Raw genomic sequence first — 11,208 nt, 5'->3', positions numbered from 1 at the left:
CGCTCAACCTGCTGATCGTTGCGCGCCCGGCGGCGGGCCGGCGTGATGCGTTTCCTACCATGGCCGCCTGCGGCCACGAAAGGAACCCATCGCATGCAGTACCCACCCGTCGAGGCGACGCGTCGCCGGTTTCTCGCCGCGCTGGCGGCTCTGACCGCCGGCCTGTTGATGAGCGCGGCGCCGATGCAAGCCCATGCCGCGGATGCGGCGCCGGCCAGCTGGCGTGACCCCAGCACCGGCCGGCGCATCGTGCGCGTGGACGACACGCCGGGCAACTACGCCCTCTACTTCAACTACAACCCGTTCACGCCGCAGGGCGACCTGATGATCTACCTCACGCCCGAGGGGATACGCGTCGCCGACACGAAGACCTGGCAGACGCGGCTGGTGCTGAAGGCCAAGGTGGACCGGCTGCTGTTCGCCGGCCCGAAGACCCGCACGGCCTACTACACGCTGCGCGACGCGGCGGTGGACGATGGCGGGCCGTTCGCCGTCTGGGCGCTGGACCTGGACAGCGGCAAGACGCGCAAGATCGCCGACCTGCCGGGGGGCCGCGTCGAGGCCATCAATGCCGACGAGACGCTGCTGGCCGGCGAGTACGAGGTGGAGCCGCCGCCGCCCGAGATCGCCCGCCAGGGCCGGCGTGACCCGGTGACCGGCTCGCCCGCCTACTCGGGCACGGGGCCGGACGGCAAGCCGCTGTCCTTCGCCGCGGCCAAGGGCAAGTGGATGGCGGACCGCCTCGCGGCACGCGTGCCGATGGAGATGTACAGCGTGTCCATCCGCACCGGCGAGCGCCACGCCATCCACCGTGCGACGGACTGGCTCAACCACGTGCAGTTCTCGCCCACCGACCCGACGCTGCTGATGTTCTGCCACGAAGGGCCCTGGCACGAGGTGGACCGCATCTGGACCATCCGCGCAGACGGCTCGCAGCTGACCAAGGTGCACACGCGCACGATGGTGGGCGAGATCGCCGGCCACGAGTTCTGGGACAGCGACGGCCAGACGGTCTGGTACGACCTACGCATGCCGCGCACCAGCCCCACCGGCTGGCTGGCCGGCCGCAACGTCGTGACCGGCGAGCAGGTGCGCTACGAGGTCAAGCCGGACCAGGCGTCCTACCACTTCTCGAAGTCGCCCGACGGCCGCTTTTTCTCCGGTGACGGCGGCAACGCGGGCAAGTGGATCAGCCTGTTCAAGCCGGTCGTCCGCGACAAGCCGGTGCCGGGCCTCATCACGCCGGGCACGCTGGAGTCCATCCGCGTCGCCGACATGAGCAAGCAGGACTACACGCTGGAGCCCAACCAGCACTTCACGCCGGACGGCAAGTGGCTGGTCTATCGCGCCAACATCGAAGGCAAGCCGGCGATCTACGCGGTGGAGCTGCCCGAGGCACGCTGACCCGTCAAAGCGCCTCGCAGCGCCGTCGCAGCTCTGCCGCCAGACGCCGCAGGGCCGGCGTCAGGCGGTGGCGGCCCAGCGTGACCCAGTGCAGCGGCGCGGGCTCGCCCAGCCAGCCCGGCAGCAGCGCGACGAGGCGGCCGGCGGCGAGGTCGGCGGCCATGTCCAGCCCGCTCTTGTAGGCCAGGCCCAGCCCGGCCAGCGCCCATTCGCGCACCAGGCCGCCGTCGTCGGCGACACGGCTGCCGCTGACCTCGACGGCCACGGCCTCGCCGCTGGGCGACGTAAAGCGCCAGCGGCCGTGCAGGCCCTCGCCCAGCCCCCAGCGCAGGCAGTCGTGTGCCTTCAGATCAGCCGGTGTGCGCGGCTGGCCGTGCCGGGCGATGTAGGCGGGGCTGGCGCACAGCACGCGGCGGTTGTCGGGCGCCAGCGGCAGCGCGACGAGGCTGGAGTCTGGCGGCTCGCCATAGCGCACGGCGTAGTCCACCGGCTCCTGCACGAGGTCGGCAACGCGGTCGCTGAGGCGCAGCTCCAACTGCAGGCCGGGGCCTTGCTCGGCGGCGACGAAGTCTTCGATCCAGCGCCACAGGTGCTGGCGGCCGACGTCGCTGGGCAGGCTCACGCGCAGGCGGCCCGACAGCGGCTGCTCGTCGCCTGCCACGTCGCGCAGCGCGGCCTGGCCGTCCTCCCACGCGGCCAGCATCTGGCGCGCGTGCGGCAGCCATTGCTCGCCGGCCTCCGTCAAGCGCAGCCGGCGCGTCGAGCGCTCGAACAGCCGTGTGCCTAACTCGCGCTCCAGCCGCGCGATGGTGGCGCTGGCCTGCACGGGGCCCAGGTCCAGCCGGCGGGCAGCGGCCGAGAAGCTGCCGGCCTCGGCAGCGGCGATGAAGAGTTGCAGGGGCGAGAGGCGGTCCATCTTCACGTTTGTGGTGAAACTGATTTGCCAATCCTAGGCTTTCTGAACGCAATGCCGGGCGACACCATGACGGCCATCTCATCTCCACAAGGACCCGCCATGAAAGCCGTCGGCTATCTCGAATCCCGCGCCATCGACCACCCGGAATCCCTCGTCGACCTGGAGCTGCCCGCGCCGCAGCCCGGCCCCCGCGACTTGCTGGTGCGCGTGTCGGCCGTGTCGGTCAACCCGGTTGACACCAAGGTGCGCCGTCAGCGTGCGCCGCAGCCCGGCCAGCCCGAAGTGCTGGGTTGGGACGCCGTCGGCACCGTCGAGGCGCTGGGCGAGGCGGTCGAGGGCTTTGCCGTCGGCGACCGCGTCTACTACGCCGGTGCCATCAACCGCCCGGGCTCCAACGCCCAGTTGCAGGCGGTGGACCACCGCATCGCGGCCAAGGCGCCTGCCAGCCTCGGCGATGCCGACGCCGCGGCGCTGCCGCTGACGGCCATCACGGCCTGGGAGCTGCTGTTCGACCGCCTGGGCGTGCGTGAAGGCAGCGGCGCGGGCCAGACGCTGCTGGTCACCGGCGCGGCCGGAGGCGTCGGCTCCGTCCTTGTGCAGCTGGCCCGCCAGCTGACGCAGCTGCGCGTCATCGGCACGGCCAGCCGGCCCGAGACGCAGGCCTGGGTGAAGGAACTCGGCGCACACGCCGTCATCGACCACAGCCAGCCGCTGCGGCCACAGCTCGTCGCGGCCGGCGTGCCGGAGGTGGAGTTCATCGCCAGCCTGACGCACACCGAGCAGCACTGGGCCGACCTCATCGACGCGGCCGCGCCGCAGGGCCGGCTGGGCCTCATCGACGACCTGTCCGGCCCCGTCGACGTCATGCAGCTCAAGCGCAAGGCGCTGTCGCTGCACTGGGAAATGATGTTCGCGCGGCCGATGTTCGGCACCGCCGACATCGTCGAGCAGGGGCGGCTGCTGGCGCGCGTGGCCGCGCTGGTGGACGAGGGCCGGCTGCGCAGCACCGTCAGCGAGCGCCTCGGCCCGATCAACGCGGCCAACCTGCGGCGCGCGCACGCGCTGGTCGAGTCGGGCCGCATGCGCGGCAAGGTCGTGCTGGCCGGCGGCTTCTGAGCCGCGCAGGTCAGGCGAACTCGGCCTCCCGCTCCGGGCAGACCATCGCCTCCAGGCTGGCCGCGCCCTGCGGCTTGCCGATGAGGTAGCCCTGCACGAGGTCGCAGCCCAGCCGCGTCATCAGCGCCAGCTCGGCCGCGGTCTCCACGCCCTCAGCCGTCACGTCGAGGCCCAGGCCGTGGCCCAGCATGACGATGGCGGCCAGCAGTTCCTGGCGCTTGGCGTCGCGGTCCGCGCCGGCGATGAAGCTGCGGTCGATCTTCAACTCGTGGACTGGCAGGCGCTGCAGGTAGGCCAGCGACGACTGGCCGGTGCCGAAGTCGTCGATGGCCAGCCGCACTCCCAGGTGGCGCAGCGACTGCATCACGTGGATGGGGTCCTGCGTGGACGCCATCAGCCCGGTCTCGGTCAGCTCCAGCTGCAGCCGATGGGCCGGCACGCCGGCGCGTTGCAGCATGGCCTCGATGCGCTGGGGCAACTGGCCGTCCTGCAGGTCCAGCGTCGAGATGTTGACGGCGATGGCCATGTCTCGGCCCTGCTCGCGCCATTCGGCCAGCGTCGCGATGGCCTGCTCCAGCATCCATTGCGTGATCTGGCGGATGCGGCCGGTGCTCTCGGCGAACGGCACGAACTCGCCCGGCGGCAGCCAGCCGCGGCGTGGATGCCGCCAGCGCACCAGCGCCTCGGCACCGGCGATGCGGCCGTCGGAAAGCCGCCGCTTGGGCTGCAGCACCTGGCGCAACTGGCCCTGGGCGATGGCCGCCTCCAGCTCCGACAGCAGGCTGAGGTGGGACAGCCGTGCCGCCTCCAGCCGCGGGTCGTAGAGCGCCACTTCGCTGCGCAGCCGCTTGGCCTCGAACATCGCCTGCTCGGCGCGCTGCAGCAGCGTCTCGGCGTTGTTGCCGTGCAGCGGGCTCAGCGCGACGCCGATGGAGACGGTCAGGTCCAGCGTCTGGCCCTGCCACTGCTGTTTGCGGTTCAGCAGCGCCTGCAGACGCGTGACGGCGGCGCGCCAGTCCGTGTCGGCCGCGGCCAGCGGCAACAGCACGACGAAGGCGCCGCCGGACAGGCGCCCGCACAGCGTGCCCTCATCCTTTTGCAACTGCTGCAGCTGCGACAGCCGCTGCGCCAGGCCCAACAGCAGCGAGTCGCCGGCCTCGAAGCCCAGCACGTTGTTGACGGTCTTGAGCCGGTCCACGTCCAGGCACAGCAGCGCGGCTTGCGTGCTGACGCCCAAGCTCAGCTGTCGATCCACGGCCGACGCGAAGCGGCTGCGCAGCGCCAGGCCGGTCAGCGCGTCGGTGTGGGCCATCTCCAGCAGGCGCCGCTGCCGGTCGGCGACGGCCACGCCCAGCGCGTTCATCGCCTCGCTGAGCTGGCTCAGTTCGTCGCGGCCCGTGATGGCGATGCGATGGCCGTAGTCGCCGGCGGCCATGGCCAGCGCGCCGGCCTTGGCCTGCTTCAGCGGTCGCAGCACGCTGCGCGCGACGAGCACGGCCAGCAGCGCGCCGCCAGCAACGGCGATGCCGCACAGCACGAGGATGAGCGTGGAGTCGCCTTGCATGCGCATTGCCGCCAGCACGGCCGGTGGCAGCGGCACGCACAGCAGCAGCGCGAACGACGCCCACAGGCGCTGGGCGATGCCGAGGCGGGACAGCATCTGGATGAGCCGGTTCATCAGTGGCCGAACCGCGCTGCGCGCACCTGGTTGCGACCACCACGCTTGGCCTCGAACAAGGCCTCGTCGGCGCGCGCGTAGGCGTCGCCGAAGTCGCCGTGCCGCGCCGTGGCGCTGACGCCGAAGCTGGCCGTGACGACGCGGCCGGGCAGGCAGTGGAAGGGCTCGCCGGCGATGGCCTGGCGCAGCAGTTCGGCGCGCACGGTGGCGTCATCCAGGTCCATGTCGGGCAGCAGGATGGAGAACTCCTCGCCGCCGACGCGGCCGATCTCGGCAGCCTTGTCGGGCACGGCGCCGCGCAGCCGGTTGACGACCTCGCAGATGACCGCGTCGCCGGCCGGGTGGCCGTAGGCGTCGTTGATGCTCTTGAAGAAATCGATGTCCAGCACGACGAGCGCCAGCGAACCGCGTTCCAGCAGGCGGCTGGCGCGCTCGAAGATGGCGCCGCGATTCAGTGCGCCGGTCAGCGAGTCGTGCCGGGCCTTGTATTCGAGCTGGGCGGCGAGGCGATGCAATTCGCTGTTCAGCACGTTGAGCTCGCGCTCCTCGCGGTCGCTGCGGCGGATCAGCCGGCGGCTCTCGCGCATCAACCGCTCGTAGTGGCCCACCAGTTCGGCCAGCGCGTCGCGGTACTGCGCGGCCGACAGCGTCGCGTCGTCGCGAGCGCGCAGCGCCCGCTCCAGCGCGGCGGCCTCGTGCTCGAACAGGTCGGGCGCGGACAAGGCACGCACTTCAGGCGTCGACAGCACGGAGCTTGATCTCGAGGTTGCAGAAATCGGCCATCAGCTCTTCGCCGAACTCACGGATGGTGTCGTCCTCGGCGTCGTGCTGCCAGTTCAGTTCGACGCGGCGGCCGGCGGCGGCGGCCTGATCGAGCAGGTCGAACAGCGTGAACAGCATCTTGGTGCTGGAGCTGTTGAAGTAGGTCAGCGCGACCTCGACGGTCAGCGTGCGGTCGGCGTCAGGCAGCGCCAGGAACTCGCGCAGCGACGCGATCAGCGGGCCGTAGAAGGCCGCGGCGTTCTCGGGGAAGGACTCGCCGCGCAGCGCCAGTGCGTGGGCATCGAAACGGAAATCGACCTCCGGCGAACTGGCCGTGGCGGGGATGTGCAAGGGATTCATGTCTTGGTGTCTCGGCGTTCGGTCAGATGGTCGTCTTCAGGAAGAACATGGCGGTGGCCGCGTCTTCGGTGGCCTGGAACTCGAACTCCAGCGGCATGCTGGCGTCGCGGGCCATCGTCAGGAAGCCCATGCCGGCGCCCTTGCTGTCTTCCGGCGCCTCGCTGCGCAGCGACTCGCGGTAGCTGGCCTTGATCTCGTCCAGCGTCATCGCGCGCAGCGTCTCCAGCCGTTCGCGCAGCGTCTCTGCCAGCCCGATGGCGATGGGGTTGGCGCACAGCAGGAAGTAGCGGCCCTCGGCGTCCACGCCGATGCAGACGGAGCCGTGGCGCAGCTCGTTGTTCGTCTGCTGCGGCGGCGTCAGCGCGTCGGCCGAGTAGTGAATGATGTTCTGCGCCATCTCGACGAAGGACGAGAACAGCCGGCGGCGCACGGGGCCGGCCGTGCCCGACTGCTCCAGCCGCAGCCGCACGGCCTCGGACATGGCCGTGACGATGTTCTGCGAGAAGTAGCCGACGTAATAGAAGATGACCTGCTTCTGCCGCGCGAGTTCGCAGAACTCGCGGTATTGCTCGTAGGTGTGGCGGGGTTCCATGGGGATCAGTTCAAGCGAAATGCGAAGAGGGTGAGGTCGTCGCGGCGCAGTTGGCTGCCCTGGTAGACGGACAGGTCCTGCATCAGTGCGGCGCCGAGGTCGGTCATGGGCAGGTCGCGGTGGCGCACCAGCGCCTCGCGCAGGCGGCGCTTGCCGAAGGCGATGGACTTGGGGCCGCCGATCTGGTCGATGAGGCCGTCTGTGCAGGTCAGCAGCACGGTGCCGGGGCGTAGCTCGATCTGGCGGCAGGTCCAGCGCGCGTCGGCCGGCGTGTCGGCATAGCCCAGGCCCAGGCGGTCGGCGTCGATGATTTCGACGCCGGTCTGGCCGGGGTCGTGCAGCAGCAGTGGCGTGCGCGCGCCGGCATAGCTGAGCTGGCCGGTCGTCGCGTCGAACCACAGGAAGGCGGCGTCCAGGCCGTCGTTGGAGGCCGAGTCGCTGCCGTCCAGCTGGCCCAGCGAGGCCTTCACGCCCAGGCTCACCTCGGCCATCAGCCGCGCCGGGTCGCGCGGGCCGTGCTTGTCCAGTGCCTGCTTCAGCGCTGACAGTGCGATCAGCGTCAGGAAGGCGCCCGGCACGCCGTGACCGGTGCAGTCCGCCACGGCGGCGAACCAGCCGTCGGCGTAGTCGTAGAACTGGTAGAAGTCGCCGCCGACGGTGTCGCGTGGCTCCCAGACGAGGCAGGCGTCCGTCAGCCGGCGCTCCAGCGCGGCGGCCGACACGCTGAGCATCGAGCGCTGGATGACGCTGGCGTAGTCGATGCTCTGCATGATGTGGCGGTTGCGTTCCGCCTGCGCCTCGGCGATGGCGCGCATCAGGTCCAGACCATGGCCCAGGCCCGTGAAGCGGCCGTCGCTCGTGACCATGAAGCCGTCCGACAGCGCCTTCTCGCCGGACTCGACGGTCAGCAGCGCCAGCTCGTCGATGGTCGTCGCCGCGTCGACGATGAGTGGCTCCTTGTCCATGAAAGCGATGCAGCTCTTCTTCTCGAACAGCTCCTTGTGGAAGGGCTTGGAGATCTGCGACAGGAACAGCGTGCGGTTGATGAGGCCGATGGGGCGGCCATCTTCCAGCACCGGCAGGCTGTTGAGGTCGCGGTGGCGACCGAGGATCTCGAAGACCTGGGCGTTGGTGTGCTCGGGCGTCACGGCGACGCAGGCCACGGCCAGCTCGGCCGCCATCGGCTGGGCAAAGCGCGGCTGCGCGCGGGGCAGGGGCGCGGCCAGCGGGTCGGTTGAGGTCACTTCCTTCTTCTCCTGTGCGGGGGCATGGGCGGCGCAGGTTAGGAAGGCCAAATGCAACTTCTGTGACGAATGGATAACAACACGCAGGCCGCGCGCGGCGGCGTGGCGCATGTCACGGAAATCGTGCTGGAAAAGGGGTGGTGCCGCTCAGCCGCGGCTCACCACTTGCAGCCCTTGTCGCGCGCCGCGTCGACTGCCAGCGGCACGACGGCCAGCAAGCCCATGCCTTCGTACGCCTTGCGGCAGTCCTTCTTCGTCGCGTCCTCGACGGACTGCTCGAGCTTGGACTTGCGGTCGGGCGGAGGCGGAATCAGGTCCATGACACCCGGGGTGCGCCTGGCCGACATCTCGCCGCGAGGCAGCGACAGGTTGAGCGGCGTACGCGCCGGTGTGCTGGCGGCAGCGGTGGGCGGGGAGGGCAGGTCGGGGCCCAGGCGCGTGCCGGCGTCGGGCGAACCGGCCGAGGCGCGGGGCGCCGCGTAGGGATTGGCGGTCGGGTTGCCACGCGCCGGGCCCGCCGGTGCGGCGACCTGGCCGGGCAGCGTGCCCGTCAGCTCGGACGCCTGAGCCGCGCCCGGTGCCGGCACCGCCGTGCGGGCGCTGACCGATGGCCGCAGCGGCGCGATGTTGGCGGCACTGTCGGCCGCCTCCAGGCGCCGCACCGGGGCGGGCAGGTCTTGCGCGCCTTGCAGCGCGGTGGCCAGCGGCACTGTTGTGCTGGGTGTGCGCAGCTCGCCGGCGCGGCTCAGCGGCGTGACAGTGGCGCCGTCGGTCGTCGGCGATTCGAGGCGCTGCACGGACGATGGCAACGGCGTGGGCGGTGCCAGCGTCGGCGTCGCGGCAGGCGCGACGCGCAAGTCGGCCGGTTGCGGCAGCGCGGCGGTGGCCGTGGCTGCCGGGGCCTCCAGCCGTCGCACGGGCGCTGGCAGCTCGGCACCCGGCACGATGGCGGCCGGTGCGGGAGCCGTGCGGAGATCGGCCGGGCGCGGGAGTGTTGTGGCCGTGCCGAAGGGTGCCGGGGCTTCGAGGCGACGCACCGGTGGCGGCAGGTCGGCCGTCGGGGCGATGGCCGCAGGTGCCGGTGCGGCGCGCAGGTCTGCCGGGCGCGGCAGCGTGGCGGTGGCCGGCGTCGCGGGGGCGGCGTCCAGCCGGTTCACGGGCGCCGGCAGTTCGGCGGTTTGGGGCAACGGCTCGGCAGGGCGGCTGGGCGTGCGCAGGTTGGCGGCCGGGGCCAGCGGCGCGACGGCGGCATCGGGTGGCGTGTCCAGCCGGCCCAGGCTCGCGGAAGGCAGGTCGGGCGCGGGCAGTTGGACCGGTGCGCTGCGCGGCGCGGGGCTGAGGTCTTGATGCTCGACGGGGCGGAAGCCCTCCGGCAGATCCAGCGTGGCGGTGTTGGCCGGCGCGGGCGAGACGTCGTCGGTGCGTGCCGCGTCGGGCGGCACCTCCTGTGGATTCCAGCGCCCCTGTTCGGCGGCTCCGGGTTCGCCAGCGCCAGCGCGCCTTGGCGTGCCCGAACCCGTTTCGCCGGGCGGTGCGTCGGCATCGCCGCCGCTCTTGCCGAGCAGCTTGACGGTGAGGCTGCCCCAGACACCCTGGCCCGGTGCAGCGTTGCCGGCGGCGTTGCCGAACATCAGCACCAGCCAGACGTGCAGCAGCACGGCCAGCAGCAGGCAGCGCTGCAGCAGGCGGGGATCGGACGGCGAGGGGCGGCGAAGGGCAACGACGGTCACTGCAGGGGCATTGTGTGTCAGCCCGGCCGCGTCGCCGTCAGAGGGCCAATGCCGATGCACGGGCGCAGACAACGCTGTCCAATGCCATGCATCACCCGATGTGACCGACCACGATGACGCGCTCCCAGCTCCGGACCCTCTCTGCACTGACGCTGACCGCGGCGCTGATGACGGCCTGCGGAGGCGGGGGCTCCGCCGCCGCGGCGGACAGCAGCAGCACGGCCACGCCAAGCAATCCCGCAACGGCCACGACGTTCGGCTGCACGACGGCGACGACCGTCATGCCCAACCAGAGCGGCACGGCGCTGCCGTTCTGCGCGTCGCTGAGTTCCGACCCCGACGGCGACGGGCTGGGCACCGAGGGCGGCCAGACCTGCCAGATGCGCACGGGCTTCGACATTGCCGCCGCGATGGGCAGCGGCTGGAACCTCGGCAACACGCTGGACGCCACCGGCCAGACGGCCGACACGCTGGCCGACGAGACGAACTGGGGCAACCCGCGCACGACGCAGGCCATGATCGACGCCGTCAAGAAGGCCGGCTTCGGCTCGATGCGTCTGCCGGTGAGCTGGGACGACCATGTCGACACGAACTGGACCATCGACAAAGCCTGGCTGGACCGCGTCGAGGAAGTCGCCGGCTACGCGCTGGCCGACGGCATGTACATCATCGTCAACATCCACCACAACGGCGGCTGGGAGGCGCCGACGCTGGCCAACGAGGCGCGCTCGGCCAGCGTGCTGGGCAAGCTGTGGCCGCAGATCGCGCAGCGCTTCGCGAAGTACGACCACCATGTCATTTTCGAGACCATGAACGAGCCGCGCGTCAGCGTGAACGGCGTGGACGACTGGACGGGCAAGGCGGAGTACTACGACGTGCTGAACCGGCTCAACGCGGTGGCGCTGAATGCGATCCGTGCCACAGGCGGCAACAACCAGGCCCGGCTCGTCATGCTGCCGGGCTATGCGGCGACGGCCACCGCCGCGCAGACCAACGCGGTCGTGCTGCCCAAGGACAGGCACATCGCGCTGTCGGTGCATGCCTATGCGCCCTACGACTTCGCGCTGAACCAGCAGGGCTCGGCGACCTTCAGTGGTCAGGCCGAGCTGGACGAGATGTTCACGCGGCTGAACCAGAAGTTCATCCAGGCCGGCACGCCGGTCATCATGGGCGAGTGGGCGTCGACGGACAAGAACAACCTCGCCGAGCGCGTCAAGCATGCGAGCTACTTCGCCCGTGGCGCCCGCAAGGCCGGCATCCCGGCGTTCTGGTGGGACAACGGCAACATGACCTGGAGCGCCACGTCCAGCGACATCATGGGCGTCATCGACCGCAAGGCGTTGACGGTCGCCAAGCCCGACATCGTCGATGCCATCCAGTGCGCGACGCGCTGACCGCGGGGCCCA

The 11,208-nt window shown here is 71.2% G+C and carries 10 protein-coding genes; 3 read left to right on the top strand and 7 right to left on the bottom strand.

From position 1 onward, the window contains the following. Nucleotides 1-93: 93 nt before the first annotated feature. Entirely contained in the window at nucleotides 94-1,404 is a 1,311-nt protein-coding gene (locus ACG04R_RS14110; RefSeq protein ID WP_394411428.1) for an oligogalacturonate lyase family protein, read from the top strand. 4 nt (nucleotides 1,405-1,408) lie between these two features. Here the strand turns inward: ACG04R_RS14110 and ACG04R_RS14105 are convergent, their stop codons facing one another. Continuing rightward, on the bottom strand, nucleotides 1,409-2,320 hold the full coding sequence (locus tag ACG04R_RS14105; protein WP_394411425.1) for a LysR family transcriptional regulator: 912 nt from the start codon (nucleotides 2,318-2,320) through the stop codon (nucleotides 1,409-1,411). Nucleotides 2,321-2,419: 99 nt separating this feature from the next. Between ACG04R_RS14105 and ACG04R_RS14100 the strand changes: the two genes are divergently transcribed. Further along, the gene (locus ACG04R_RS14100; protein ID WP_394411422.1) at nucleotides 2,420-3,436 is read left to right on the top strand and encodes a zinc-binding alcohol dehydrogenase family protein; all 1,017 of its coding nucleotides are present in this window, start codon (nucleotides 2,420-2,422) and stop codon (nucleotides 3,434-3,436) included. Between the two features lie 10 nt (nucleotides 3,437-3,446). Here ACG04R_RS14100 and ACG04R_RS14095 read toward each other — a convergent pair whose 3' ends face one another. The 6 genes from ACG04R_RS14095 to ACG04R_RS14070 form a co-directional block, all read right to left on the bottom strand. Then, nucleotides 3,447-5,114, bottom strand: a complete 1,668-nt coding sequence (locus tag ACG04R_RS14095; RefSeq protein ID WP_394411419.1) for a putative bifunctional diguanylate cyclase/phosphodiesterase — start codon at nucleotides 5,112-5,114, stop codon at nucleotides 3,447-3,449. Next, entirely contained in the window at nucleotides 5,114-5,836 is a 723-nt protein-coding gene (locus tag ACG04R_RS14090; protein WP_394411416.1) for a GGDEF domain-containing protein, read from the bottom strand. The genes ACG04R_RS14095 and ACG04R_RS14090 overlap by 1 nt, the downstream gene beginning before the upstream one ends. A gap of 10 nt (nucleotides 5,837-5,846) precedes the next feature. Next, a complete protein-coding gene (locus tag ACG04R_RS14085; RefSeq protein WP_394411413.1) occupies nucleotides 5,847-6,236 on the bottom strand; it encodes a DUF1987 domain-containing protein in 390 nt (129 codons plus the stop codon). Nucleotides 6,237-6,258: 22 nt separating this feature from the next. Then, nucleotides 6,259-6,828, bottom strand: coding sequence for a SiaB family protein kinase (locus ACG04R_RS14080; protein ID WP_394411410.1), 570 nt, complete (start codon nucleotides 6,826-6,828; stop codon nucleotides 6,259-6,261). A 5-nt stretch (nucleotides 6,829-6,833) separates the two neighbouring features. Further along, nucleotides 6,834-8,009: a SpoIIE family protein phosphatase gene (locus tag ACG04R_RS14075; RefSeq protein ID WP_394411860.1), complete on the bottom strand. Its 1,176-nt coding sequence runs from the start codon at nucleotides 8,007-8,009 to the stop codon at nucleotides 6,834-6,836. Between the two features lie 221 nt (nucleotides 8,010-8,230). Then, a complete protein-coding gene (locus tag ACG04R_RS14070) occupies nucleotides 8,231-9,802 on the bottom strand; it encodes a hypothetical protein (protein ID WP_394411407.1) in 1,572 nt (523 codons plus the stop codon). A gap of 113 nt (nucleotides 9,803-9,915) precedes the next feature. On the opposite strand from ACG04R_RS14070, the gene ACG04R_RS14065 reads away from it, so the two are divergent. Then, complete coding sequence (locus ACG04R_RS14065; protein WP_394411404.1) at nucleotides 9,916-11,196, top strand: glycoside hydrolase family 5 protein; 1,281 nt, start codon at nucleotides 9,916-9,918, stop codon at nucleotides 11,194-11,196. Nucleotides 11,197-11,208 lie beyond the last annotated feature (12 nt).

This window comes from Pelomonas candidula, from assembly GCF_043555985.1.
In the GTDB taxonomy this organism is placed as follows: domain Bacteria; phylum Pseudomonadota; class Gammaproteobacteria; order Burkholderiales; family Burkholderiaceae_C; genus Pelomonas; species Pelomonas candidula.
Note: the sequence above shows the minus strand (reverse complement) of the source record. Positions and strands in the feature narration are given on the sequence as shown.

Coding starts and splice junctions, on each gene's coding strand:
- ACG04R_RS14110 (WP_394411428.1), top strand. CDS start 94: ATGCAGTACCCACCCGTCGAGGCGACGCGTCGCCGGTTTCTCGCCGCG.
- ACG04R_RS14105 (WP_394411425.1), bottom strand. CDS start 2,320: ATGGACCGCCTCTCGCCCCTGCAACTCTTCATCGCCGCTGCCGAGGCC.
- ACG04R_RS14100 (WP_394411422.1), top strand. CDS start 2,420: ATGAAAGCCGTCGGCTATCTCGAATCCCGCGCCATCGACCACCCGGAA.
- ACG04R_RS14095 (WP_394411419.1), bottom strand. CDS start 5,114: ATGAACCGGCTCATCCAGATGCTGTCCCGCCTCGGCATCGCCCAGCGC.
- ACG04R_RS14085 (WP_394411413.1), bottom strand. CDS start 6,236: ATGAATCCCTTGCACATCCCCGCCACGGCCAGTTCGCCGGAGGTCGAT.
- ACG04R_RS14080 (WP_394411410.1), bottom strand. CDS start 6,828: ATGGAACCCCGCCACACCTACGAGCAATACCGCGAGTTCTGCGAACTC.
- ACG04R_RS14075 (WP_394411860.1), bottom strand. CDS start 8,009: ATGGCGGCCGAGCTGGCCGTGGCCTGCGTCGCCGTGACGCCCGAGCAC.
- ACG04R_RS14065 (WP_394411404.1), top strand. CDS start 9,916: ATGACGCGCTCCCAGCTCCGGACCCTCTCTGCACTGACGCTGACCGCG.